Genomic DNA, 24,061 nt, shown 5'->3' on the forward strand with positions numbered 1-24,061 from the left:
GTCACTCCGCAGCCGGGATGAGGGTTTCGGAAATCAGCACCGCTTCCGGCTCGTCATCCGGTTCCGGCCCCTGCCTGATCGCTTTGATCATCAGGCTCATCTCGATGACGATCAGCACTGTGTAAAGGGCGGCAAAACCGATGATGGTCAAAAGCACGGTGCCGGCGCCGAGGCTGGAGACGGCGGCCGCCGTCGGCAACACACCTTCGATCACCCAGGGCTGGCGGCCGAATTCGGCGACGACCCAGCCGAGCTCGATGGCGACCCAAGGGAGCGGGATCGCCAGCACGGCAATCTTCAGAAGCAGCGGGTATTTGTCGAGATGGCGCCGCGCCGACAGCCAGAAGAAAATGGCGGTCAGCAGGATGAAGAAGATGCCGAGGCCTACCATGATGCGGAAGGACCAGAAGAGCGTCGGCACATGCGGGATGGTGTCACGCGCAGCCTGCACGATCTGCTCATTGGTGGCCTGGCGCGGATCGTCGACGTAGCGCTTCAGAAGAAGGGCATAGCCGAGATCATGGCCGAGATCCTCGAAGGAGGTGCGAACCTCCTGCGCCACCTGATCCTGCGCCGGCGCCGCACGGATCTGCATCAGCGCGTCATAGGCCTTGATGCCGTCGCGGATGCGTACCTCGGCCTGCTGTTCGAGCTTGTCGATGCCGGGTATTTCGGTCGTCAGCGACCGTGTGCCGATCAGGCCCATGACCCAGGGAATATGCACGGCAAAATGCGTCTCGCGCGCCTCCTGATCGGGAAAGCCGAAGGCGGTGAAGGCGGCCGGCGCCGGCTCCGTCTTCCACATGCCTTCGATCGCGGCGAGCTTCATCTTCTGGTTCTCGGTCGCGAGATAACCGCTCTCGTCGCCGAGCACGACCACCGAGAGCGCCGAAGCGAGACCGAAGGAGGCGGCGACCGTCATCGAACGTTTAGCAAGCTCGATATGCCGGCCCTTCAGCACATACCAGGCCGAGACGCCGAGCACGAAGATCGAGGCGCAGACATAACCGGCCGATACCGTATGGACGAATTTCGCCTGGGCGACCGGATTGAAGACGACGTCGAAGAAGCTGGTGATCTCCATGCGCATCGTCTGCGGATTGAGTGCCGATCCGACCGGGTTTTGCATCCAGCCGTTGGCGATGAGGATCCAGAGTGCCGAAAAGTTCGAGCCGAGTGCCACCGCCCAGGTGGCGACGAGATGGCCGACCTTCGACAGCTTGTCCCAGCCGAAGAAGAACAGACCGACGAAGGTCGCCTCGAGGAAGAAGGCCATCAGGCCTTCGATCGCCAGCGGCGCGCCGAAGATGTCGCCGACATAATAGCTGTAATAGCTCCAGTTCATGCCGAACTGGAATTCCATGACGATGCCGGTGGCAACGCCGAGCACGAAATTGATGCCGAACAGCGTGCCCCAGAATTTCGTCATCTGCCGCCAGATCTGGCGGCCGGTCATGACATAGACGGTTTCCATGATCGCCAAGAGCACGGACAGGCCGAGCGTCAGCGGCACGAACAGGAAGTGGTAAAGCGCCGTCAGTGCGAATTGGAAGCGCGATAGCGTGACGATATCTAGTTCCATTGTCTTTCTCCCACGGTCCCACGGGTACGGAGCATTCCTCAGCGCCGGATGGCGCTTGAGGGCATGCGGTTCTCGCTCAATCCGGCCGAAGCCGGTCGAGCGCCTTTTCGAACGCCGCTTCTCCACGGCGCGAAACGTCTAAGATGCGGCCGCCTTCGATGACGGCGATGCGATCGGCGATAACAGCCTCGCGGCGGATGTGAGTCGCGATCACCAGCGAGCGGCCTGCCGCCATCGCCGACAGACGACCGAGCACGTCGCGGGCGGTGGCGCCGTCGAGGCCCTCGGTCGGCTCGTCGAGTAGCCAGAGCGGCGTGTCGCGCAGGAAGAGCCGGGCAAGCGCCAGCCGGCGCGACTGGCCGCCGGACAGGCCGAGCCCGCCTTCGCCGAGCCGTGTGTCGATCCCCCGCGGCATGGCCTCGACATCGGCAAGCAGACCGGCGGCGGCAAGCACGTCATGGAGACGCGCCTCGCTTGCTTGCGGGTCGGCAAGGATAAGGTTACCCCGCAGGCTATCCTCAAAAAGTTCCGTCCGTTGTGTCAGCAGCGTCGCCGTCGTCGCGGCAATGCTTCCCGTCCTTGCCGGCAACTCGCCGGAAAGCAAAGCGAGCAGGCTCGACTTGCCGGCGCCGCTGCTGCCGATGACGGCGAGGCGTTCGCCCTGCCGGAGCGCAAGATCAATATCCTTGAGCACCGCCGCGTTCGAGCCTTCATGGAAGGCGGACACGTCAGCCAGCGAGACGGCGTATCCCGGGAGGAGAGGGGCCACTGGTTCGGATGCGACGGCGACGGCAAGCCGCGGCGCGATGCGCCTTGCCGCAAGCAGCGTCCTGCCGAGGTCAAGGGCGCCGCGACGCAGCGCCGCGAAGGGTTCGACGGCCGCAAAGGCGACAAGCACCCCGAGGGCCGCAACGGGAGCGGTGATGAGCCGGGCTTCCGCAAGAGCCGCAACGGCAAGCAGCGATGCCGTCAGCAGCAGCGCCGAGACAAGGCCGAAACCGAAGGTCAGGCCGGTCTCCACGCGGTTCAGGCGGTCGTCGGCACAGGCGGTGTACCGATCGGCAGCGGCGATCGCCTCTTTCTGCGCGAAAAGCCGGCCGGCCATCAACAGGTCGATCTGGCCGGCGACGAGATCGATCGTCCGCGACCGCAGCGCCTCGATGCCATGGGCACGCCTGCGGGCATGTTTGCGGGCAGCGCGGCCGGCAATCAGCGGCAGGCCGAGGCCGGCGCCGGCGAGAAGCAAGCCAAAACACAGACCGAACAAGGGATGCATCAGCCCCAGCGCGAGGCTCGCGACCAGTGCTGCGCCGACGGCCACCGCGGCCGGCACGAGAATACGGAGATAAAGCGAGTCGAGCGCATCGACGTCGGCCGTCAGCCGGAACAGCAGCCGTGCGGGACGATAGAGCAGGGCGCGCGCCGCGCCCGGTTCGGCAAAACCGCGAAACAGTTTCTCGCGCAGACCAGCAAGCACGCCGAGCGTGGCGTCATGGGTCGCAAGCCTTTCGCCATAACGCGCCGCGGTTCGGACGATGGCCAGCAGGCGAATGCCGGCCGAGGGCGCAAAGACGTCGAAAGTGACGGCGGCCGCAGCCGAAAGGCCGGCAAGCGAGGTGGCGGTGATGAACCAGCCGGACAGGCCGAGAAGGGCAATGCCCGCAGTCACCGTCGCTGCCGAAAGCACCGCGCCGAGCAGCAGTGCTCGCCGGCGCTCGGCGAGGAATAGGCGCAGGATCGGCTTGAGATCTGCAGCAACACCGCTCATTCGGCCGCCTCCCGGATCATGCTGTCGGAATCGATGCGCACGCTGCGATGCATGCGTGCGGCAAGCAGCGGATCGTGGGTCGCAACGATCAAAGTGCGTCCCCTGGCGAGCGAAAGCAGGCTCTCGGTAACCTCCGCCGCGGTGGCAGCGTCGAGATGCGCGGTCGGCTCGTCGGCCAGGATCAGCCGCAGATGCGGATTGCAGGCCGCCCGCGCGATCGCAAGCCGCAGCGCCTCGCCGCCGGAAAGCCCGGTCCCGCCTTCTCCGAGCGGCCGGCTGCCATAAGCGGCGATCGCCTGTCCGAGCCTCGCGGCGTCCAGCGCCTTCGCCACGCCGGCGCGCGAAATGTCGGTTCTGCCGAGCGCGGCATTTCCCGCAATGGTGCCGGCAAAGATATGCGGCCTCTGGCCGATCCAGGCCATGCCGCCGCGCAAGCCGCCGGCCGTGTCGTCCATAAGCTCGACGCCGCCGATGATGATGCGACCGCCGGTGCAGGGCGCCAGCCCCGCCATCAGCGAAAGAAGCGTCGACTTGCCGGAACCGCTGGCGCCGAGAAGCGCCAGATGTTCGCCGGCGGCGATATTGAGATTGAAGTCGCTGAGGATCACGGCTTCATCGGCACCGTAGCGAAAGACGAGATTGTCAAGCTCGATGGCCGGCGCACCGGCGGATATCAACGGCGCAACTTCGGCCGATCCCTGAATCGGCATGCCGCCAGCAGCAAGAGCGTCCAGGGCCTTCAGCGCCGCATCACCCGCCGCCCGGTCGTGCCAGACGGCCGAGAGCTCGCGCAGCGGCTCGAAAAAGGCCGGCGCCAGCAGCAGGATGAACAATCCCTCCGTCAGGTCGAGCCGGCCTGCCCAAGTGCCGAAGCGGATCTCGCCGAGCAGGCTGAAGCCGACATAGACGGCGATCATCGCCACACCGAGGGCGGCGAAAAGCTCGAGCACGGCCGAGGAGAGAAAGGCGATCTTCAGCACCGCCATGGTGCGCTTACGCAGCGATTCCGCCTCCTGGCGCAGCCGCAATGCGGTTGCATCGACCGCACCGAGCGCGCGGATCGTCGCCAGGCCGCGGAGGCGGTCGAGCAGGAAGCCGTTGAGACCGCCGGTGGCAACGAGTTGTCTTTCGCTGGCCGCCTGGGCGCGCCAGCCGATCAGCGCCATGAAGATCGGGATCAGCGGCGCGGCGAAAAGCAGAACCAGCGCCGCGATCCAGGAGACCGGCAGGACGCAGACAAGAATGACAAGCGGCACGAGGCTCGCCTTGATGCGCGCCGGCTGAAAACGGGAGAGGTAGGGCATGATGAGTTCGGCTTGCTCGCCAAGCACGCTTGCCGCTTTGCCGGAGACTGGCCGACCGCGATCGATGGGCGACGAGCTGGAGAGGACCGCGGCCGCGATCCGCCGTCTGCGGCTGAGCTCGGCGCGCGCGACATGAAAGGCCAGGCGGCCGCCGGCCGCGTCGAGACAGCTTCTTGCAAGTCCGAGGACAAGAATGCCGAGGGCCGGCCAGAACATCTCGCGCAACCCGCCGCCATCGACGATGTGCCCTACCGCCACGGCCAGCAACCCGGCCTGAGGAACCCAGAAAGCGGCGGCCAGCGCCTGCAGCATTGCCGCCCGGCGCAATCCGCTCTTTGTCGCATCGCGGCCGGCCGGCACGGCTTCGCCCTCCGGCCGTGGCCGAGCCTCTGGTCTGTCTCTCGCGTCGAAGAAAGCCGTGCCCATGGCGCTAACTCTTGTTCGCTGGATTTGGCCGGCGGCCGCGGCCAAGCGAGACGACCCGATCCTTGGCCTCCAGAAGCTTTGTCACTTTCGCGCCGAGCGAGAGTAGCGTTGCAAGCCTCTCTGTCTCAAGTTGTTTTACGTCTTCGTACCAATGGGTCAGCTGTTCGATCAGCGTGTGCATCTCGCCCATGCGCTGTTGCGCATGCCGTTCGGCCTCGCTGGCGGGGCGCTGCATCAGGATTTCGCGCAGAACCGACAGCGTCGGATCGACTTCACGCTTCTTTCGTTCCTCGGCCAGCGTCCGCAAGATGAGCCAGACATCATCCGGCGTGGTGAAGAAATCGCGCCGATCGTCCGGCTTGTGTTTGAGAAGGACGAGGTTCCAGGCCTGCAGTTCGCGCAGGCTCATCGACACATTGGAGCGCGAGATGCCGAGCGACTCGGCGATCTCCTCGGCGCAGAGCGGTCCGGACGAGACGAAGAGCAGGGCATAGATCTGGCCGACCGTGCGGTTGATCCCCCAGCGCGATCCCATCTCGCCGAAATGGAGAACGAAGGATTGGACGAGAGGCGGAAGGTTCATGGCAATTTCCGTTGCATCTGTGATTTCAGAAATTTCTGAAATTACTATACAGAGTTTTACACCTCGCCGGCAATCGGCAAGCGGCGCCTGCGTCAATTTGGATATTGTCAATTCACCCGGCAGATTTGACGGCGGCCCGATTTACGCAGGGCAAGTCCATCGCTCGTTACCGAACGATGCAAAAAAACGCCCGGCAATATGTTGCCGGGCGTTCTTGGCTGAATGGGTGCTTTCTGGCAGCGATACGGCCGATCAGATCAAGCCGGCCAGGATGCCGAGGCCCGATAGGGCGGCAACGCAGCCGGCGGCCCGCGTCACGAAAATGCTTCGACGTTCGCCGGCGCGACCGATGACGTAGCTGAGAGCGAGGCCGGCGCCATGCAGCAGCCCGGTCGCGATCATGAAGCCGGCAGCATAGGCAAGGCCGGCCGCATCTTCCGGCATTTCGGCGCCGTGCGCATGGCCATGAAAGACGGCGAAGAGGCCGACCATGCCGAGTGCTGCGGCCTGCGGGGCCTTGACGTTGAGCGCAACGATGGCCCCCAGAACGACGACGGAAAGCGCAATCCCGGTTTCAACGAAGGGAAGATTGACGCCGGCAACGCCGAGAGCGCCGCCGCCCGCCATCACCAGGACGAAGGTCGCCGGCAGGAGCCAGATGGCGCGGCCGCCGAGCTGGAAAGCAAAAACCCCGACCATCACCATGGCGAGAACATGATCGAGCCCGGACATCGGATGAGCAATGCCATGGCTGAAGCCGGCAGCCTCACCAACGGCAGGATGGGCGGAAGCAACGGCCGGAAGCGCGACGGCAGCCAAGGCAAGCAAGCCGCTCTTAAATACTGAATTCATTGTTCGTTCCTTTGCAGTTCTTCGATTTCCTGCGGCCGCCGGATACGCCGGCACGGCGCCTACCTGCTCGCATCAAGCTAAATCAAGCAATCGGCCCCGTCAACACGATAGCCGTGAAATAACAAGAGAATTCAATTGCTTATCGGATAGGCAAATGCCGCTTTCGATTGCTCCCGTCGCGCCGGCAGCTCAAGATCAGCGCCGATGAGGGGGTTCCCTCTCCAATTCCTCTGCCGCCAGCTGGAAACGGCCGAGGCCAGAGAGTATCAATTCTCCGGCCGGGGCAACGCAAGCCGCGCGCGACAGAGGAGACACCCATGACGAATGCCGAACGGCCGCTGGTAATCAGCGCGCCCGAGCCGCGCACGCTCGATCTGATCTTCAGCGACAAGGGCCGCGCCCGATTGCATGCGAAATATGAGGTCGTCGAAGCCGATGCGGATACTGTCGCCGGACTTGGCGACGAGATCCTCGGCAGGACCCGATACATCATCGGCCAGCCACCGCTTTCGGCGGAAACACTGGCCAGAATGCCGGCCTTGCGCTCGATCCTCAATGTCGAAAGCAATCTTCTGAACAACATGCCCTATGAGGTGCTATTCCAGCGCGGCATTCATGTCGTGACCACAGGCCAGGTCTTTGCCGAGCCGGTCGCCGAAATCGGCGTCGGCTTCGCCCTGGCCTTGGCACGCGGCATCGTCGATGCGGACGTTGCCTTTCGCGAAGGCAGCGAGCTCTGGGGCGGGGAGGGCAATGCGAGTGCGCGGCTCGTCGCCGGCTCCGAGATCGGCATCGTCGGCTTCGGCGATCTCGGCAGGGCGCTGCGCCGCGTGCTGTCCGGCTTCAGGGCGCGCATCAGGGTGTTCGATCCCTGGCTGCCCCAATCGATCCTCGAGGAAAACGGCGTCGAGCCCGCAAGCCTGGAGGATGTTCTGACGAAGAGCGATTTCGTCTTCGTCGTCGCCGCCGTCACCAGCGAAAACAAGGGATTTCTCGGCGCCGAGGCCTTCGCCGGCATGCGCAAGGGTGCAGCCTTCATCCTGCTCAGCCGCGCCGATGTCGTCGATTTCGATGCGCTGATGGCGGCCGTCTCGTCAGGCCATATCGTCGCGGCGAGCGACGTCTATCCGCAAGAGCCGCTGCCGCCCGATCATCCGGTGCGCAGCCTGAAAGGCTTCATCCGCTCGGCGCATCGGGCCGGCGCCCTCGACAGCGCCTTCAAGAAGATGGGCGATATGGTGCTGGAAGATATGGACCTGATGGATCGTGGCTTGCCGCCGATGCGCTGCAAGCGGGCGGAGCGCGAGACGGTCTCCCGCATGCGCTCCAAACCGGTCGCGGTGAATTAAGCCAGGGTAAGCGCGCGCCTCAGGCGGCGCGCTGCTCGGTGCCCTGGATCGCGGCGAGCTTCCAGTCAGCGCCCGATTTGCGCACGAAGGTCCACACCTCGGTACTTTCACTCGGGTGACGGTCGTCACCGGAAACGACATGGCCGCTGTCGCGTTCGACCATGGCGTCGATCGAAGAGTAACGCATGGCGAGCGTCGCATATTCCTGGCCGTCTTCGCGCCAGGCCTCGGCAATATCGCCCTGCAGCAGCTTGACGTCGGAGACGCGGTTGCGCACGCCGTTGGTGGCGTTTTCGCCGAGTTCCTCGGCAAGATAGGACATGGCCTCGGGCGTCGTCAGCCGGCGCAGCGTGCCATAATCCTCAGCGCCGTAAGCGGTCTGAATGCTGGTCAGCAATTCCTCGAACTGATCGAGATCGGCCTGTGCCAGCCCGATCTCGTCGCTCGGGCGGTTGCCGCGCGACGATTGGCCGAAAGAAGCGCCCGAACCGATCGCCGGGATCTGGAAGGACGAATTGTTGGTAGGCGACATATTATAGGAGCGGCTCTGGCCGCTCACCCCGTAGGAGGGCTGGCGGCGATTGGCGAAATAACGCATCGCCAGCATCACGGCGCCGCCGATCAACGCGATCTGCAGCAGCATGCCGAGGAAGCCGAAGCCGCCGCCGAAACCGTGGCCGAGCAGCATGCCGAGAAGGCCGCCGGCGATCAGGCCGCCGATCATCGACCGGCCGAAACCGCCGAAGAGGCCCGGGCGCTGGGCGCCGAAGGGCTGTTGCGCGGCAGCGGGTGCCGTCGTCTGCGGGCGCGGCGTCATCGACCGTTCGATCGGCGCGGCCGGAGCAGGCGCAGTTTGGGTGACAGGCGGAGCCTGGAAGGTGCGCGTGCCGCGGCTTCCGAAACCGCCGCCGGCGCGGCGCGCCTCGGCATCCCCGAGCGAAGCAAAAACGGTAGCGCTCGTCAGTACGGCAATGGCCGCGACCTTGGCAAAACGCGAAACGGCACTCATTCCTGATCTCCTGTCATGCACATCGCGGCATGTCGAGATGTCATATAGGTATTCTTTCCCGCGTGTGAAGCTCTTCGGCGCCATTACTGGCAGACATCGACCCAGCTGGCGCCGGTCAACTCCGCCAGCCGCCCTGTGGCGATGCGCACGGCCGAATTGGTCGAGCCGGCCGCCGGGACGACTTCGTCGAAGCGTTGTAGCGAAATATCGCAATAGATCGGCAGCGGCGAGGGCAGGCCGAAGGGGCAGACACCGCCCACCGGATGGCTGGTACCGCCGCGACCTCTTCGGCATCGAGCATGCGCCCCTTGGCCCCGAACGTGTCCTTGAACTTGCGATTGTCGAGGCGGGCCGTCCCGCCGGCGACAACCAACATCATCTGCTCGCCGACGCGCAGGCAGATCGTCTTGGCGATCTGGGCGGGCTCGACACCATGGGCCTCGGCGGCAAGGGCAACCGTCGAGGAACTCTCGGCGGTTTCGATGATTTCGATATCAGGGGCATGCGCACGGAGGAAGGCGCGGACGGATTCAAGGCTCATGACGTGATGCTAGCGCAGCATAAGCGCAATTTGAAGCGCAAAACATGCCCGCTGAAAACCGTCGCTTGCAAGTCTTTCGGACATCGTCATAATAATTTTGCACACGTGCTCAATTTTGTCATTCGGCCGTTACGTTGAGCCCATAGAGCGGGACATGTCACGTTTTCGTGGGGTTTCGGAACGGCCGTCAAGCGACAGTGCTGGCCCGTCAAGAGGCTTCACACTGCTCTTCCAGGGAGACGAAGAAAATGACCATTTTGCCGACGTTGAAATCCCTTACGATCGCGGCCGCCATCCTGGCCTCGACCTCCGCATTTGCGCTTGCCAAGGACGTTACCATCAGCGTCTGGGCCGGCGGCACCGGCCCGAACGACACCTATCGCCTCGACGCCATCGAGATCGCAGCCCAGCAGCTGCAGCGCGAAGCCGCGCTCAAGGGTGAAGACCTGAAGATCACCATCGAGAAGAAGCCCTATTCCGGCTGGGACGATTTCAAGCAGGCGCTGACGCTTGCCGCGGAAGCCAAGACCGCCCCGAACATCGTCGCCAGCGGTCATGAAGATATCGCCCCCTGGTCACAGGCCGGCCTTATCGTTCCGATCGAGGATCACGTTGATCTCGACGCCTGGCCGCTCAACGGCATCTACGAAAACCTGATGCAGATCGCCTCGTACAACGGCACCGTATACGGCATTCCGCAGGATGCCGAATCCCGCCCGATGTTCTTCTGGAAGCCTTACATGAAGGCGATCGGCTATAGCGACGCCGATCTCGATGCACTGCCGCAGAACGTTCAGGACGGCAAGTACACTATGAAGAACCTGCTCGAAGACGCCAAGAAGATGCAGGACAAGGGTCTCGTCCAGCCAGGCTACGGCTTCTATCCGCGCCCCAGCAACGGCCCTGACTACTGGCAGTTCTACACGAGCTTCGGCGGCACGATGGAAGAAAACGGCAAGCTCGTTTTCGACAAGGCGGCCATGACCCGCACCTATCAGTTCATCTCCGATGCCGTGAAAACGGGCGTCACCAAGAAGAACCATATCGGCATGCCGGGTGATCAGTGGTGGAAGGAAGTCGCCACCGGCAAGGCCGGCATCTGGGACGCCGGCACCTGGCATTATGCCCGCCTCGTCAACCAGGAAGGCCTGAAGGATTTCTTCGACAACATCGTCTTCACGCTGATCCCGGCCGGCGAGGGCGGCAAGGCCAACACGCTGACGCATCCGCTCGTCTACATGCTGACCGCAGGACACAGCGATGAAGATACGCAGATCGCCGCTCAGCTGATCACGATCGCCTCCGAACCGCGCATCAACGCGCTGCATGCGATCAAATCCGCCCATCTCGGCATCTCCAAAGCCGAAGCCGAAGTGGACTTCTATGCGGACGACCGCTGGGCTCGCGAAGCCACCGAGCGCCTGCTGCCGCATGCCAATGCGATGCCGAACAATTCCGATTTCGGCAAATATTGGAACATCATGTGGAAGAACCTCGAGGCATCCTGGACCGGCGCCAAGACCGTCGACGCCGCCATCGGCGATGCCGAGAGCGAGCTGAAGAGCACGCTCGGCGACAAGATCGTCATCCGCTAAAGTCGAAGCACTCTTCCGGGCAGCGGCGACCCCGCTGCCCGGTCCGTCCCGCGAGGAGGCTTCCATGAAATCGTCCAGAAGGCTTGGACTGGTGATGATCGCGCCTGCGGCGATCATGATCGTCCTGTTCTTCCTGATGCCGGTCGTTTTGACCGCGGTCTTCTCGATGACCAATATGACGACCGCAACCGGCATTTCCGGCGGCGTCTATCAGATCGCACCCAATTCCCTGATCGCACTGAAGTCGGCCATGCCCGACATTGCCGCCGAGATGGCCGAACCGCGCTACGCGATCGACGAGGGGGGCCTCAAGGCCGTCGAGGGCCTCGGCCTTGAGCCTGGTATCGCCGCGGAGCTGCGCGCCAAACATGCCGGCGAGGTCTTCCCGACGCGCCGCGAAGCCGAGCGCATGATCAAGGATCTCGCCGATCGCCCTTCGACGCGCGAGGTCAAACAGATCTCCGAACAGTTCAACCGCTCCGTCGTCAACACCCGCTTCAACAGCAAGGAAGAGCTGTTTTCGGCGCTGGACACCCTCGGCCTCAAGCTGACGCAGGAACAGAAGGAAACGGTGGCCGAGGCCACCTATACCGGCTGGACCTGGACATCAGACAATTTCTCCCGCATCGCCACCTCGCCTGATATGGCGCGGGTGCTCTTCAACACCGCGCTCTACGTCGCGCTGGTGCTGACGCTCTTCAATGTCGGCTATGCGCTGCTGCTCGCCATCTGGACGCATTATATGCCGCCGACGCCGGCCTCGATCTTTCGCGGCATCTGGCTTCTGCCGCGCATCACCCCCGTCGTCATCTATGTCATGCTGTGGAAATGGCTCGCCTGGGATACCGGTTTCATTTCGATCCTGATGGGCAAGTTCGGCTATCCTCCGAAGAACTACCTGCTCGACAACGCCTATAATGCCTGGTTCTTCGTCGTGCTGATCAACGGCTTCATCGGCGCCTCGATGGGCATGCTGGTGTTCTCCTCGGCAATGAAGGCCATTCCGAAGAGCCAGTTCTATGCGAGCGAGGTCGACGGCGCCTCGCGCTGGCAGCAGATCCGCTACATCATCCTGCCGCAGATGCGCTGGCCGATCCTCTTCGTCACCTGCTACCAGACGCTGTCGCTGCTCGCGTCCTTCAATGAAATCCTGCTCGCCACCAATGGCGGACCGGGCAACACGACCGAGGTTTGGGCGCTCTCCGCCTATCACACCGCGCTCAGGAATTATGCCGGCAATCTCGAATACGGGCTGGGCGCGGCCATGGCGCTGGTGCTCGTCGTCATCGGCGTGATGCTGTCGCTCCTTTATCTGCGCGTCTTCAACTACGGCACGCTTGTCGCCAAGCCCCTGATCGAGGACTGACCATGGCCGAACAATCGCAGCCTTCGGCAAATTATCGCAGCTGGCCCGTCATAACGGCGCTGACCATCGTCAGCCTGCCGCTGCTCCTGATGTATGTCTATCTCTTCCTCGACACCGTGACCGTGAAACAGCCGGATGCCTTGCTGCCGTCCGGCCTGACGCTCAATCACTGGCGTTTCCTATGGCAGACGACAGCGGGCAAGGCGAATATCTGGCAGGTGACGGTGAATACGCTGCTGTTTTCTGCCTGCACCACCAGCCTCGTGCTCATCGTCTCGTCGATGGCGGGCTACGTGCTGTCGCGGCTGAACGTGCCTGCGCGCGGCTTCTTCCTTGCCGGCGTCATGGTGCTGCATGCCTTCCCGTCGGTCACGCTGATCATCGCTATCTTCATCGTGCTGCAGATGATCGGTCTCTACAATTCGCTGATCGGTGTCATCCTGGTGAAGGCGGCGATCGACCTGCCGCTCGGCATCTGGCTGATGAAGGGCTTCTACGACACCGTGCCGTGGGAAATCGAAATGGCCGGCGTCGTCGACGGCGCCTCGCGCTTCCGGGTCTGGCGCAGCCTCGTGCTGCCGCAGGTCAAGCCCGGCATCATGGCGCTCGGCCTGTTCTCCTTCCTCTCCGGCTGGGGCGAATTCATCCTGCCGCAGGTGCTGGCGCCGGGCAATGACGTGCAGGTGCTGTCGGTCTATCTCGCCGGCTTCCTCGCCGACGACAACAATTACGATTTCAACATGTTCAAGGCGGTCGGCCTCTTCTACCTCATTCCGGTGCTGATCGCTTACGCGCTCTTCAACAAATATCTGATGAACATCTACGGCGGCGGGAGCAAAGGCTGATGCGCATCCTCCTCGACAATTTTTCGAAGAGCTTCGGCTCCACCAAGGTCATCGAGAACATGCAGCTCGAAGTCCGCGACGGCGAGATGCTGGCGCTGCTCGGGCCTTCCGGCTGCGGCAAATCGACGACGCTTTTCGCGGTCTGCGGCATCCACCGGCCGACCAGCGGACGCATCCTCTTCGGCGACCGCGACGTCACCGACCTGCCGAGCCAGGCCCGCAACGTCGGCGTCGTCTTCCAGTCCTATGCGCTCTATCCGCACATGACGGTTGCCGAAAACATCGGTTTTCCCCTCAAGGTGAAGGGCGTCAACGCCGCCGACATCCGCAAGGAGGTCGATCGCATTTCCGGGCTTGTCCACATCAACAATCTCATGGAACGCCGACCGGCGCAGCTTTCCGGCGGCCAGCAGCAGCGCGTGGCGCTGGCCCGCGCCCTGATCCGCAAGCCTGATGTGCTGCTGCTCGACGAACCGCTCGCCAATCTCGACGCCAAGCTGCGCCTCGAAATGCGCTCGGAAATCCGCCGGCTGCAGCGCGAGACCGGCATCACCGCCATTCTTGTCACCCATGACCAGGTGGAGGCGATGAGCATGTGCGACCGCATCGCCATCATGAAGGAAGGCGAGATCGTCCAGATCGCCACGCCGGCCGAAATGTACAATGACCCGAAAACCGCCTTCGTCGCCGGCTTCCTCGGCAATCCGCCGATCACCTTCCTGCGCGGCGTCATGGACAAAGGGGCCTTCATCATCCCCGAGAGCGAGATCCGCGTGCCGCTGCCAGGCACCGTCGGCGCCGCCGAGGGCAGCAAGCTGATGCTTGGCGTCAGACCCGAGCATTTTACACCGGCGGGTGATACCCCCGTCACCGGCAAGATCACCTTCGCCGAGACACAGGGCCGCGAAAACCTCTACGACGTGGCTCTTGCGGGTGGCCCGCTGCTGCGTTCGATTCAGCCGGTGCGCAACGATATCCATGTTGGCGACCATGTGACCTGGGCGATCGACAGCCGTGGCGTGTTCGTCTTCGACGAAAATGGCAGGAGGATTTGATGACCCGCGATTTTTCGGCCTTTTTCGAGCGCTATGGCTGGCCAGCGGCCAAGGGCCGGCTTCCTTTCTGCATCGGCCATCGCGGCGCCAGTGGCCATGAACGCGAGAACACGCTCGCCGCCTTCCGCCGCGCTGCCGAACTCGGCGCCGAGATGTGGGAGCTCGACGCGCAGCTGACCGGCGACGGCGTGGTCGTCGTCTCGCATGACGACCATCTCGAGCGCGTCTTCGGCATCGACCGACGCATTTCCGACATGACGGCCGCCGAGCTCGCCGCCCTTGACGGCGTCGACGTGCCGCGTTTTTCGGAGGTCGCCGCTCTCGCCCGGGAGACCGGAACCGGCCTCTATGTCGAGCTGAAGGCGCCCGGGACCGGCCTGCGCTGCTGGCGCCATGTTGCCGAGATGAACCAGCGTTTCGCCTGCCTCGGCTCCTTCGATACGGCGCAGGTGCGCGAACTCAGGGACGCGGGCTGCGATTTCCCGCTTTCGGTGCTGATCCGCGTCGGCTACGATCCGCATGCCCTGGGCGACGAGGCCGGCGCCGATATTCTGCATCTCTGCTGGGAGAGGGCGGGCGAGCGGCCGCAGGACCTGGTAACCGACGCGCTGATGCAGCGTGCCTTCGAGGCGGGCCGCGAGATCGTGCTCTGGCACGAGGAGCGGCCGGCCATTCTCGATGATATCATGAAGCTTCCGGTTCTCGGCATCTGCACGGATCTGCCCGATCTGATGCGGCCGTCGGCAGAGAGGGAAAAAGCAGTTGCCAGACAGGGATAAGGGACCGCGCAAGGTAACCTCCTTCGACGTGGCGCGGGTGGCCGGCGTCTCGCGCGCCGCCGTCTCACGCGCCTTCACACCGGATGCCAGCGTCTCACCGAAGACCCGGGAAAAGGTCTATCAGGCCGCCAAGGAGCTTGGCTACCGGGTGAACTATCTTGCTCGAAGCCTCACCAACAAACGCTCCGATCTCGTCGGCGTTGTCGCCGCCGGCCTCGACAATCCGTTCCGCACATTGCAGATCGAGCATCTGTCGAGAGTGCTGCTTGCCCGCAATTTCCGACCGATCCTGCTGCCGACCTCGCAGCAGGCGGATACGTCGACGGTCATCGGCCAGCTGCTGCATTACGCCGTCTCCGGCGTCATCGTCACCTCGGACGCACCGCCGACCACGATCTGCGAGCAGTGTGCGGCCGAAGGCGTGCCGATCGTCCTGATCAACAAGGGCAATGATATTCCCTTTGTCGATCGCATCATCTCGGACGACCGCATGGCCGGCCATCTCGCCGCCACGCACTTGATCGAGAGCGGCGTGCGAAAGCCCGCCGTGATGGCCGCACCCGCCATATCCTATACGGCCCGGCGGCGCAGCGAGGCCTTCATTGCCCGCTGCAAGCAGCTCGGCGCCGAGCCGCAGTTTTTCCAGATCAGGATCAACGATTACCGCAGCGGCTATGATGCGGCCGGCGAACTTGCTGCATCGGGCATTGACGGTTTGTTCTGCGCCAACGACTACATGGCCTGCGGCGTCCTCGACCGCATCATGCAGGGCCGCGGCCGCGACGACGCGCCGCCGCTCTCCATCATCGGCCATGACGATATTCCGCAGGCGAGCTGGACCGCCTATGAGCTAACGACGATCCGCCAGCCTTGCGATATCCAGGCCGAACAGACCGTCGATCTGCTGATGAGCCGGATAGCCGAGCCGGACCTGACGGCGCGCGTCGAATTTACGCCGGTGACACTGATAAGAAGAAGGACTGCTTGATGAATTCCGCATTCGATGCCACTGCCATCCGGGCCCGGGCGGAGGTCGCGATCGCCGTTGCCCTCGAGACCGGACGGGAAGCGGCCCGGTTTCGGCGCGACTCTGACGCCGGCATCCTCGCCGTCGAAAACAAGGGATTGCAGGACTTCGTCACTGTAGCCGACAAGAGGGCCGAACAGGCGATCCGCGACGGGCTCCTCTCGCGCTTTCCGGACGATACGTTCATGGGAGAGGAAAGCGGTGGACTGTCGGACGGGGTCGGCGCCTGGGTCGTCGATCCGATCGACGGCACGACCAATTACATCAGGGGCTTCCGGCATTGGGGCGTCTCGATCGCTTTCGTCGCCGGCGGCAGGACCGAGATCGGCGTGGTTTACGACGCTGCCGAGGACAAGGTCGTCCATGCCGTGCGCGGCGGCGGCGCCTTCAAGGACGGGCTTGCCATTCATGCCGCCGCAACCGACGATCCGGCCAATGCGCTGGTCATCCTCGGCCATTCCCGCAAAACGAGTTTCGAGGACTATCTCGCACTCTCCCGACGGCTGCATGAGAGCGGCATCGACTATCGCCGCACGGGCGCGGCTGCCATCGACCTGGTTCGCGTCGCCGAGGGCGCTGCCGACCTCTATTACGAACGCCATCTCAATGCCTGGGACATGCTTGCCGGCGCGCTGATCGCCGAAGAGGCCGGCGCTGTGGTGGCGATGTCACCGATCGACAAGCTGCTTGCGGATGGCGGGCCGGTCATCGCCCACGCGCCGGGGCTTGCCGGCGAGTTCGCCTTCATCCTCGAGAGCGAGGGGCTGTCAGTCGGCGGCTAAAAGCCCGTTGATTAAGGCATGCCATCATCCGGAACGGCTGTACATTTCCGGACGTGGTCAACCCGCCATGCGGCGGCGCCAGGCGCGTTCCGTCGCCGGCGCCTCGTCGGTGGTGATCTGATCCGGCTTCAGGGCCATCAGCGCCCGGAAGTTCCGCCATTCCGCTTCGCTGAAACCGACCTCGGGATGCTTCAGGGTAAACGTCCAGGCATCGACGCGTTTGCCTTCGTCCTGGCAGAGCGCGATCATGTCGAGACCCTCATTGGCGGCGTCAAGGATCAGCGGCCAGTGGAGATAGACCGTGTCCGGTTCGGTCGGGCCGCGGAGGTCGGCGCGCAATTCGATCTCGACAGCCTTCCAGCCGCCGGCCTTCCTGATCCCGTAGAGCTTGTCCGTGGGATCGATGCCGCGCAGGAGATGCGGAAGCTTCTCCTTGACCGCGACGATGAGGTCGAGACTGCCGGCGCTGACGATCACCGAAGCGGCGATCTCCTGGAAATGCGCGGCAAGATGCGCGATGCCCTGCGCGCCGATCGCCTCGTAATCATCCTTCATGTCGAATTGCAGCAGTGCGGCCGGGTGGGCCGCTTGCAGCATGGCGGCAAGATCCTCGCTGAGGATCAGCGGTCGGTTGCCCCCCTGCATCCTGATATCGCGAAGGTCGCTGAGGCGCTTTTCGGCGATCGGTCCATGACCGCTTGTTTCCCCTTCGAGGTCCTCGTCGTGCAGCACGACGAAACCGCCGTCGGCGCGCACGCGCAGATCGAGTTCCATCGAGGCGCCTGCGGCAAATCCCTCCGCCATCACTTCGGCGGAGAACAGTGGATCGGCAAAACGTTTGCGCAGCCGGTGCCATTTCAGACGGGTGCGATGCCCCTCGTGCGAAATCTCCAGGCCCTGCGCATCCAGCAATTTCGTCATCTGCATCCGGTCTCCGCGATGCCACTCTCCTGCCTTGCCGAGCCGCGATTATCAAGACCCGAACATAACATTCAGCGACTGTAGGCTGCGGCTATCGCCTCTGCAGCGGCGGCGATATCGGCGGGACGGCCGGTCTGCCTGAGGGCTGCGCCGTAGCCCACGACATTCGAGAGCACTGTCTGGAATGCGGCGCGCGGGCCTGTGTGGCTCAGCCGCACGAGGTGGGCGGGCGCGGTTCCCACGGCTTCCGTCAGCTCGACCCCCAGCCGCCCCGCGGCCGCAATCACCGAAGCCGGTTCCAGCGCCTCCGGCAACGGCACCGCGGTCACCAGGTTCGACGCTTTTGCCGCCGGCACCCAGGCCGGGGCGCCGAGTGCGGCGAGCCCGGACCACGTCGCCGATGCCGCCAGCGCATGGCGGGCAATGACATTCTCCAGGCCCTCGGCCTCGATGCGGTCGAGGGCCGCTTCCAGCGCAAAGAATTCCAGCGGCGCCGGGGTTCCGGGCAGGATGCGCCGACCGTCGTCGATCCAGCGCTTCAGATCGGCCAGCGACAGGATCGAGTTCGCGCGGCGCGCCGCCCTTGAGAACGAGATCCCAGGCACGCTTACTGACGGAGAGCGCAGAGACACCCGCCGGACCGCCGAGCGCCTTTTGCGGGCCGATCACCGCGATGTCGATGCCGAGATCGTCGACCTCTAGCCGATGCCCGCCGACCGAGGCGACCGCATCGACGACGGTGACGATGCCGCGGGCGCGCGCAAGCGCGAGTATCTCTGGCAACGGATTGAGAATGCCGCTCGCAGATTCCGCGTGAACCACGGCGAGCACATCGATATGAGGGCCGGCCTCGAGCGCTTTGGCGACGGCGTCGATCTCGATCGGCAAGCCCGGCCCGGCGACGAGATTCCGAACGGTTGCGCCGCCTCGCCGCAGCCACCGCCCGAACCAGCCACCATAGGGACTGGTGACGAGGTTGAGGGCCGAAAGGCCGGGACGCGCGAGACTGACCGCCACCGCTTCCAGCGCGACCACCGCCTCTGCCTGCACCAGCACGACGTCACCCCGGCAGCGCAGAATGCGGCCGATCCTGTCAGCGAGCATGGCGTAGCGCTCCGGGGGTACGAAGGCGTGCCGAGCAGGGGATTCCAACCGAGATCGAACATGGGCGCCTCCTTCACAACGGTTCGGTCACAAGACGAGGAACGGCTGCCACGAGCGCGCGGCCGGCAGCCGATTGCGGTGCGGCGACAACCGCCGCGGCCGGACCGGTCTCGACGATCCGGCCGCCGTCCATGACGGCGATGCGGTGGGAAACGGCGCGCACCACGGCAAGATCGTGCGAAATGAACAGACAGGCAATGCCGTGCTCCTTCTGCAGCTCGACTAAAAGTTCGAGGATCCTGCCGCGCACGGTGACGTCAAGCGCCGAGACCGCCTCGTCGAGCACCAGCAGCGACGGCCGTGTGGCGACCGCCCGGGCAATCGCCACACGCTGGCGCTGACCGCCGGAGAGGGCGCGGACCGGCCGGCGGGCATAATCGGCGGGCAGACCGACACGTTCGAGGAGCATGGCGATCTCGCCGGCACGCCGGCCTTTCGACACGACGCCGTGGATGCGCAAGGGGTCGTCGAGCACCGAGCCGACCGTCGCCAGCGGGTTGAAGGCGGCCAACGGATCCTGGAACACCATCTGCATGCGCGCCCGCCTGCGGCGCAGGGCAGCACCTCTCAGCGTCAGCCAATCCTCTCCCTCAAAACGGATCGCACCGGCATCACAGGAGAGAAGCCGCAGCAGGATACGCGACAGCGTCGATTTTCCGCTGCCGGAGGCGCCGACCAGACCGAGCGTTTCCCCGGCTGCGATCGTCAGCGAAACATTGTCGAGCGCGGCGACTCGGCGGCCCTCGGAGGAAAAGCCCTTCGAGATGTTTTCTATGGACAGCAGAGGATTCATGGCGCCAGCTCTTCGATCAGGGGTGGCGTTGCGAGGTCGCGATGGCTGGCGATGAGAGCGGCGGTATAGTTGCTCACGGGCGCCGAAAGCACCGAACGCACGGGACCTGCCTCGACGAGGCGCGCATCGCGGAAGACGGCGATCCGATCGACGAAGCCGGAGGCGAGCGCGATGTCGTGGGTGATGAAAAGCAGCGTCATGCCGTCCTCGCGCACCAGCCCGTCGAGCAGGCGGACGATCTCGGCCTGGACCACGACGTCGAGCGCGCTCGTCGCCTCGTCGGCGATCAGCAGCGCGGGCCTTGCAGCGATCGCTGCCGCAATCGCCACGCGCTGGCGCTGGCCGCCGGAAAGCTGATGCGGAAAGGCCCGCATCGCCTTGTCGGGCTGCGGCATCCGCACCCGCCCGAGCAGTTCCTCGGCTCGGATAGAGGCCTGCTTCCAGCTGAGGCCGAGGTGGCGCCTGGCGCCCTCGGCGATCTGCTCGCCGACCGTCAGGACGGGATTGAGGCTGGTGCCGGGATCCTGGAAGACGATGCCGAAATCGCGGCCCGGGCGGGGCGGATGGCCGAGGGCGGGCCAGAGCATCTCGCCGGTGACTTTCGTTCCGTCGGGCAGCAGACCAGCGAGCGCCCGGGCGAGCGTGCTCTTGCCGGAGCCGCTTTCGCCGATGATCGCCAGCCTCTCGCCGGTGGCAATATAGAGATCGACACGATCGAGCGCCGCAGCATTGTTCCTGCCGCGCCGATAGGTGACTGAAAGCTGCTGGAGGCTGCAGAAGATGTCGCTCATGCCGCCCTCCCGCGGTCATCGCCAAGCGCCTTGCCGAGACCTTCGCTGAAGAGATGAACGCCGAGCACGGTCACAGCAAGTGCCGCGCCCGGCAGGACGGAGAGATAGGCGGCCGAGCGCAGCACGCTGCGGCCCTCGGCGATCATCGAACCCCAGGTGGCGATATTCGGATTGCCGAGGCCAAGAAAGGAAAGCGCCGCCTCGGTCAGGATCGCGCCGGCGACGATGGTCGCGGAAAGCGCCAGCACCGGCGGCAGCGCGTTCGGCAGGATCTCGCGAAAGGCGATTTCCGCGGGATGCATGCCGATCACCCTTGCCGAGGCGACGTAATCCTGCTCGCGGATCGCCAGCACCTGGGCTCGCGTCAGCCGCGCCGGATCGGCCCAGGCGCCAAGCGCGATGGCAAGCACGATGATCGGGGTCGACACGCCGATGGTGCTGACGAAGGCGAGGGCAAGCAGGAAGCTCGGCACGATCTGGAAGGCGTCGACCACGCGCATCAACGCCTCGTCGACGAACCCGCCGGAAAATCCGGCCGCCATGCCGACGCAGACGCCGAGGACCATGGCCGAAAAGGCTGCCGCGAGGCCAACGGCAAGCGAGGTTCGCGCGCCATAGAGCAGGCCGGCGAGCACGTCGCGTCCGAGGCGATCCGTGCCAAGTGGAAAGGCCGGGTCGGTGAAGGGCGCAAGCAGCGCCCGCCCGGCGATCCTAAGCGGATCGCCGGGCGAAATGATAGGGGCAAGCAGTCCGAACAGAAGCAGGATGACCAGGATCGCAAATCCGGCCATGCCTTCCCACGTGCCGAGCAGACGCTGGAGACGGCTCATGCGCCAGCCTCCGAAGCGCCAATGCGCGGGTCGAGCGCGGCATAGATAAGATCGACGAGGAAATTGACCGAAATGACGAGGACAGCGCTGGTGACGACTATGCCCATCAACAGCGGCGCGTCGCGGCCGTTTACCGCCTCCTGTGCCAAACGCCCGAAACCGGGGATCGCAAAGACACTCTCGATGACCACGCTGCCGCCGAGCATGGCCGCCGATTGCAGCCCAAGCATGGTGACAAGCGGCAGCAGCGCATTGCGCGCCACATGGCGCAGCACGATGCGGCTGCGCGACAGGCCCTTGGCGCGGGCGAAAAGGACGAAATCCAATTTCCAGGCCTCAGCCATGCCGGCCCGCATCACCCGCAGGAACAAGGCGAGATAGATCAGGGCAAGGGCGCCGACCGGCAGGACCAGATGCTCTGATATGTCGAGGGCGCGGGAAAACCCGGTCTTGCCCGAAGCAATCGTCTCGATGCCGGCGATCGGAAACCAGCGCAGCTTCACGGAAAAGGCAATGCTCAGGACCAGGCCGAGCCAGAAGCTCGGAATGGCATAGACGATCAGCGAGCCGACCGACAGCAGCCGGTCGCGCAAGGTTCCCGGCCGCGCCCCGGCGAGGATGCCGAGCGCGGAACCAAGGCCGAAAGAAAGCGCCGTCGCGCTGCCCATCAACAGCAGCGTATTGGGCAGGCGCTCGGCGATCAGCGCGCCGACCGGCCGGTCGAAGGCGACCGACCAGCCGAGATCAAGCTGCGCCAGCGAGGAAAGATAGAGCCAGAGCCGTGCCAGCACGGACCGGTCGAGGCCGTAGCTTTCGCGCAGCGCTTGCCTGAGTGCCGCATCGCCGCCGCCGATCGCGCCCAGATAGGCATCGACGGCATCGCCCGAGGCGGATTCGAGCAGGAAAAAGGTGAAGATCACCACGATCAGCAGCACTGGAAGGCTGCTGATCGCCCTACGCCGCAGGAGGAGGATTGCGCGTTTCACGCCGGCTAAGGCCTCCGGAAGAGAATTGCCGCCGATCCTATCACGATTGCAGCGCGGTATCGCCCCAGTTCGAGACGGCCCAACGCGGATTGTCCGCAACGTTGAGGACGGTGTCGCGGGCGACGGTGATGAAGCCCCACTCCGCAACGTTGATCAGCGGCAGATCGGCGACGACGAGCTGCTGGAACTTGCGGTAGAGATCGGTGCGCGCCGCCGTGTCGACGGTTTCGGAGGCCTGCTTGATGATCTTGTCGAGCTCGGGATTGGCATAGCCGCCCTGGTTGGAGAAGGGAACGCCATCCGGTGTCCCGGATTGAACGAGAATCGTGGTGGAGATCGCCGGATCGCCGCGGAACACCGGCGGGGCGACGGCGAGGTCGAAATCGTGGTCGGTGTAAACAGCCTTCTGGTGTGCGGCCGCATCGGCATTGACGATCTCGGCATCGATGCCGATCGCGGCAAGCGCCTGGCGAAGGTAATCGCCGAACTGGCGGGTCTCATTGAAATAGGGCGCGGGGCGGAGCTTCAGCTTGAAGCGGTTGCCGGCCGCCCCCTGGGCATAACCCGCCTTGTCGAGAATATCGTTGGCGGCCGCCGGATTGAAATCATAGGTCGCGACGTCGGACGTATAAAATTCCGGCGCATTCTTCGGCACCGGACCTGTGGCGGCGGCGGCATAACCGAGGAAGATCGTGTCGACCACGAATTTCTTGTCGATGGCGTGCGCGATCGCCTGGCGGACCCTGAGGTCGGCGAGCTCCTTGCGGCGGTGATTGATCTCGACGACAAGCTGGTAGGTCAAGGCCTCGTAGCCCTTCGAAATCACCTTGATGCCGTCGACCTTGGAGATGCGGTCGAGATCGGCCAGCGGCACCGCCGAGAAGGCGGCAAGCTGAATTTCCTCGGCTTCGAGCGCCGCGCCGGCCGAGGCGCGGTCGGGCAGCACGCGGAAGACGATCTCGTCGAGTTTCGGCTGGTCCTTGCCCCAATAAGTCTCATTGCGCGTCAGCCGGTAGTATTCGCCGGGCTTGTGTTCGGCGAACTTGAACGGGCCGGTGCCGATGAGCGTGTTGTTGGCCGGATTGGTGGCGATATCGCTGCCGTCGAAGATGTGTTTGGCGACGACGCTGGTGACGACGGGCAGGGCATTGCGGATGAGCTGGAACGGCGTCGGCTTGGAGAAGCGGAAGATGGCAGTGTAGTCGTCGGGCGTATCGACGGTTTCGAGATTGGCGAAGACCAGGCGGCCGAGATTCTGCAGCGGCTTCCAGATGTTGAGGGCGGAGAAGGCGACATCGACCGAAGTGAACGGCTTGCCGTCATGCCAGGTGACGCCGTCGCGCAGCTTGAAGGTGACGGAAAGGCCGTCGGCCGAGCCTTCCCAGGAGGTGGCAAGCCGCGGCGCAAGCCCGTCCTTGCCATCGAACGAGGCTTCGGCCAGTGGTTCGATCACCTTGCTGGCGATGAAAAAGACACCGTTCGAAGCGACGATGGCAGGGTTGAGGTTCTTGGGCTCGGAATTGGCCGCAACGACCAGTCTCCCGCCGCCAGGTGCTGTCTGCGCCAGCGCCTGGCGGGCGAGCGCCGTCGAGGCAAGCAGCAGAGCAGCGCCCTTCATCAGCGTGCGCCGCGAGATAGATGACACCGTCATGACCCCTCCTGATTGATCGAACCCGGCAACCATATTCGGCCCGAAATACCGGTTGGCATAGA

21 protein-coding genes and 2 pseudogenes are annotated in these 24,061 nt (G+C 64.4%); 9 read left to right on the forward strand and 14 right to left on the reverse strand.

What is annotated here, in order from left to right; all coding sequences use genetic code 11:
- Position 1 precedes the first annotated feature (1 nt).
- From MHI61_RS02480 to MHI61_RS02500, 5 genes are all read right to left on the reverse strand, one after another.
- Positions 2–1,582 carry a cytochrome ubiquinol oxidase subunit I gene (locus MHI61_RS02480; RefSeq protein WP_239789402.1) on the reverse strand — a complete coding sequence of 527 codons (1,581 nt, stop codon included), beginning with the start codon at positions 1,580–1,582 and terminating at the stop codon, positions 2–4.
- A 76-nt stretch (positions 1,583–1,658) separates the two neighbouring features.
- Positions 1,659–3,350 carry an ATP-binding cassette domain-containing protein gene (locus tag MHI61_RS02485; RefSeq protein ID WP_239789403.1) on the reverse strand — a complete coding sequence of 564 codons (1,692 nt, stop codon included), beginning with the start codon at positions 3,348–3,350 and terminating at the stop codon, positions 1,659–1,661.
- Positions 3,347–5,080 (reverse strand): thiol reductant ABC exporter subunit CydD, encoded by a 1,734-nt coding sequence (cydD, locus tag MHI61_RS02490; protein WP_239789265.1) that lies wholly within the window; start codon positions 5,078–5,080, stop codon positions 3,347–3,349. The genes MHI61_RS02485 and cydD overlap by 4 nt, the downstream gene beginning before the upstream one ends.
- Before the next feature lie 4 nt (positions 5,081–5,084).
- Positions 5,085–5,663 (reverse strand): GbsR/MarR family transcriptional regulator, encoded by a 579-nt coding sequence (locus MHI61_RS02495; RefSeq protein ID WP_239789266.1) that lies wholly within the window; start codon positions 5,661–5,663, stop codon positions 5,085–5,087.
- A 252-nt stretch (positions 5,664–5,915) separates the two neighbouring features.
- Entirely contained in the window at positions 5,916–6,515 is a 600-nt protein-coding gene (locus tag MHI61_RS02500) for a HupE/UreJ family protein (protein WP_239789267.1), read from the reverse strand.
- A gap of 317 nt (positions 6,516–6,832) precedes the next feature.
- Here MHI61_RS02500 and MHI61_RS02505 point away from each other — a divergent pair, with 317 nt between their 5' ends.
- The gene (locus tag MHI61_RS02505; RefSeq protein WP_239789268.1) at positions 6,833–7,864 is read left to right on the forward strand and encodes a hydroxyacid dehydrogenase; all 1,032 of its coding nucleotides are present in this window, start codon (positions 6,833–6,835) and stop codon (positions 7,862–7,864) included.
- Positions 7,865–7,883: 19 nt separating this feature from the next.
- On the opposite strand, the gene MHI61_RS02510 is transcribed toward MHI61_RS02505, so the two are convergent.
- Complete coding sequence (locus MHI61_RS02510) at positions 7,884–8,873, reverse strand: Tim44 domain-containing protein (protein ID WP_239789269.1); 990 nt, start codon at positions 8,871–8,873, stop codon at positions 7,884–7,886.
- Between the two features lie 83 nt (positions 8,874–8,956).
- Positions 8,957–9,414, reverse strand: a pseudogene (locus tag MHI61_RS02515) (YbaK/EbsC family protein).
- Here MHI61_RS02515 and MHI61_RS02520 point away from each other — a divergent pair.
- From MHI61_RS02520 to MHI61_RS02555, 8 genes are all read left to right on the forward strand, one after another.
- Positions 9,307–9,552 (forward strand): hypothetical protein, encoded by a 246-nt coding sequence (locus tag MHI61_RS02520; protein ID WP_239789415.1) that lies wholly within the window; start codon positions 9,307–9,309, stop codon positions 9,550–9,552. The pseudogene MHI61_RS02515 and the gene MHI61_RS02520 overlap by 108 nt on opposite strands.
- A gap of 110 nt (positions 9,553–9,662) precedes the next feature.
- Positions 9,663–11,009, forward strand: coding sequence for an extracellular solute-binding protein (locus tag MHI61_RS02525; RefSeq protein ID WP_097583300.1), 1,347 nt, complete (start codon positions 9,663–9,665; stop codon positions 11,007–11,009).
- Positions 11,010–11,073: 64 nt separating this feature from the next.
- Positions 11,074–12,375, forward strand: a complete 1,302-nt coding sequence (locus tag MHI61_RS02530) for a sugar ABC transporter permease (protein ID WP_097583302.1) — start codon at positions 11,074–11,076, stop codon at positions 12,373–12,375.
- 2 nt (positions 12,376–12,377) lie between these two features.
- The gene (locus MHI61_RS02535; RefSeq protein ID WP_222141069.1) at positions 12,378–13,220 is read left to right on the forward strand and encodes a carbohydrate ABC transporter permease; all 843 of its coding nucleotides are present in this window, start codon (positions 12,378–12,380) and stop codon (positions 13,218–13,220) included.
- Entirely contained in the window at positions 13,220–14,275 is a 1,056-nt protein-coding gene (locus MHI61_RS02540) for an ABC transporter ATP-binding protein (protein ID WP_239789270.1), read from the forward strand. Before MHI61_RS02535 ends, MHI61_RS02540 begins: the two co-directional genes overlap by 1 nt.
- A complete protein-coding gene (locus MHI61_RS02545; protein ID WP_239789271.1) occupies positions 14,275–15,054 on the forward strand; it encodes a glycerophosphodiester phosphodiesterase in 780 nt (259 codons plus the stop codon). Before MHI61_RS02540 ends, MHI61_RS02545 begins: the two co-directional genes overlap by 1 nt.
- On the forward strand, positions 15,038–16,042 hold the full coding sequence (locus MHI61_RS02550; RefSeq protein WP_239789272.1) for a LacI family DNA-binding transcriptional regulator: 1,005 nt from the start codon (positions 15,038–15,040) through the stop codon (positions 16,040–16,042). The genes MHI61_RS02545 and MHI61_RS02550 overlap by 17 nt, the downstream gene beginning before the upstream one ends.
- The gene (locus MHI61_RS02555; RefSeq protein WP_239789273.1) at positions 16,042–16,863 is read left to right on the forward strand and encodes an inositol monophosphatase family protein; all 822 of its coding nucleotides are present in this window, start codon (positions 16,042–16,044) and stop codon (positions 16,861–16,863) included. The genes MHI61_RS02550 and MHI61_RS02555 overlap by 1 nt, the downstream gene beginning before the upstream one ends.
- A 57-nt stretch (positions 16,864–16,920) precedes the next feature.
- On the opposite strand, the gene MHI61_RS02560 is transcribed toward MHI61_RS02555, so the two are convergent.
- The 7 genes and pseudogenes from MHI61_RS02560 to MHI61_RS02590 all read right to left on the reverse strand — a co-directional run bounded on the left by MHI61_RS02560 (position 16,921) and on the right by MHI61_RS02590 (position 23,999).
- Positions 16,921–17,784, reverse strand: coding sequence for a glycerophosphodiester phosphodiesterase family protein (locus tag MHI61_RS02560; protein WP_239789274.1), 864 nt, complete (start codon positions 17,782–17,784; stop codon positions 16,921–16,923).
- Between the two features lie 71 nt (positions 17,785–17,855).
- Positions 17,856–18,950: pseudogene (locus MHI61_RS02565) on the reverse strand (aminotransferase class V-fold PLP-dependent enzyme).
- 11 nt (positions 18,951–18,961) lie between these two features.
- Positions 18,962–19,741 carry a dipeptide/oligopeptide/nickel ABC transporter ATP-binding protein gene (locus MHI61_RS02570; RefSeq protein ID WP_239789275.1) on the reverse strand — a complete coding sequence of 260 codons (780 nt, stop codon included), beginning with the start codon at positions 19,739–19,741 and terminating at the stop codon, positions 18,962–18,964.
- Entirely contained in the window at positions 19,738–20,532 is a 795-nt protein-coding gene (locus MHI61_RS02575; protein WP_239789276.1) for an ABC transporter ATP-binding protein, read from the reverse strand. Before MHI61_RS02575 ends, MHI61_RS02570 begins: the two co-directional genes overlap by 4 nt.
- Entirely contained in the window at positions 20,529–21,362 is an 834-nt protein-coding gene (locus tag MHI61_RS02580; protein ID WP_239789277.1) for an ABC transporter permease, read from the reverse strand. The genes MHI61_RS02575 and MHI61_RS02580 overlap by 4 nt, the downstream gene beginning before the upstream one ends.
- On the reverse strand, positions 21,359–22,348 hold the full coding sequence (locus MHI61_RS02585; RefSeq protein WP_239789278.1) for an ABC transporter permease: 990 nt from the start codon (positions 22,346–22,348) through the stop codon (positions 21,359–21,361). Before MHI61_RS02585 ends, MHI61_RS02580 begins: the two co-directional genes overlap by 4 nt.
- A 40-nt stretch (positions 22,349–22,388) precedes the next feature.
- Positions 22,389–23,999 carry an ABC transporter substrate-binding protein gene (locus MHI61_RS02590; RefSeq protein WP_239789279.1) on the reverse strand — a complete coding sequence of 537 codons (1,611 nt, stop codon included), beginning with the start codon at positions 23,997–23,999 and terminating at the stop codon, positions 22,389–22,391.
- Positions 24,000–24,061: the final 62 nt, after the last annotated feature.

Source organism: Rhizobium sp. K102, from assembly GCF_022385315.1.
GTDB classification, from domain to species: Bacteria; Pseudomonadota; Alphaproteobacteria; order Rhizobiales; family Rhizobiaceae; genus Rhizobium; species Rhizobium croatiense.

Bases quoted from the DNA above. Each gene is read 5' to 3' on its own strand.
- MHI61_RS02480 (WP_239789402.1), bottom strand. From the start codon at position 1,582: ATGGAACTAGATATCGTCACGCTATCGCGCTTCCAATTCGCACTGACG.
- MHI61_RS02485 (WP_239789403.1), bottom strand. From the start codon at position 3,350: ATGAGCGGTGTTGCTGCAGATCTCAAGCCGATCCTGCGCCTATTCCTC.
- cydD (WP_239789265.1), bottom strand. From the start codon at position 5,080: ATGGGCACGGCTTTCTTCGACGCGAGAGACAGACCAGAGGCTCGGCCA.
- MHI61_RS02495 (WP_239789266.1), bottom strand. From the start codon at position 5,663: ATGAACCTTCCGCCTCTCGTCCAATCCTTCGTTCTCCATTTCGGCGAG.
- MHI61_RS02500 (WP_239789267.1), bottom strand. From the start codon at position 6,515: ATGAATTCAGTATTTAAGAGCGGCTTGCTTGCCTTGGCTGCCGTCGCG.
- MHI61_RS02505 (WP_239789268.1), top strand. From the start codon at position 6,833: ATGACGAATGCCGAACGGCCGCTGGTAATCAGCGCGCCCGAGCCGCGC.
- MHI61_RS02510 (WP_239789269.1), bottom strand. From the start codon at position 8,873: ATGAGTGCCGTTTCGCGTTTTGCCAAGGTCGCGGCCATTGCCGTACTG.
- MHI61_RS02520 (WP_239789415.1), top strand. From the start codon at position 9,307: ATGGGCCTCGGCGGCAAGGGCAACCGTCGAGGAACTCTCGGCGGTTTC.
- MHI61_RS02525 (WP_097583300.1), top strand. From the start codon at position 9,663: ATGACCATTTTGCCGACGTTGAAATCCCTTACGATCGCGGCCGCCATC.
- MHI61_RS02530 (WP_097583302.1), top strand. From the start codon at position 11,074: ATGAAATCGTCCAGAAGGCTTGGACTGGTGATGATCGCGCCTGCGGCG.
- MHI61_RS02535 (WP_222141069.1), top strand. From the start codon at position 12,378: ATGGCCGAACAATCGCAGCCTTCGGCAAATTATCGCAGCTGGCCCGTC.
- MHI61_RS02540 (WP_239789270.1), top strand. From the start codon at position 13,220: ATGCGCATCCTCCTCGACAATTTTTCGAAGAGCTTCGGCTCCACCAAG.
- MHI61_RS02545 (WP_239789271.1), top strand. From the start codon at position 14,275: ATGACCCGCGATTTTTCGGCCTTTTTCGAGCGCTATGGCTGGCCAGCG.
- MHI61_RS02555 (WP_239789273.1), top strand. From the start codon at position 16,042: ATGAATTCCGCATTCGATGCCACTGCCATCCGGGCCCGGGCGGAGGTC.
- MHI61_RS02560 (WP_239789274.1), bottom strand. From the start codon at position 17,784: ATGACGAAATTGCTGGATGCGCAGGGCCTGGAGATTTCGCACGAGGGG.
- MHI61_RS02570 (WP_239789275.1), bottom strand. From the start codon at position 19,741: ATGAATCCTCTGCTGTCCATAGAAAACATCTCGAAGGGCTTTTCCTCC.
- MHI61_RS02575 (WP_239789276.1), bottom strand. From the start codon at position 20,532: ATGAGCGACATCTTCTGCAGCCTCCAGCAGCTTTCAGTCACCTATCGG.
- MHI61_RS02580 (WP_239789277.1), bottom strand. From the start codon at position 21,362: ATGAGCCGTCTCCAGCGTCTGCTCGGCACGTGGGAAGGCATGGCCGGA.
- MHI61_RS02590 (WP_239789279.1), bottom strand. From the start codon at position 23,999: ATGACGGTGTCATCTATCTCGCGGCGCACGCTGATGAAGGGCGCTGCT.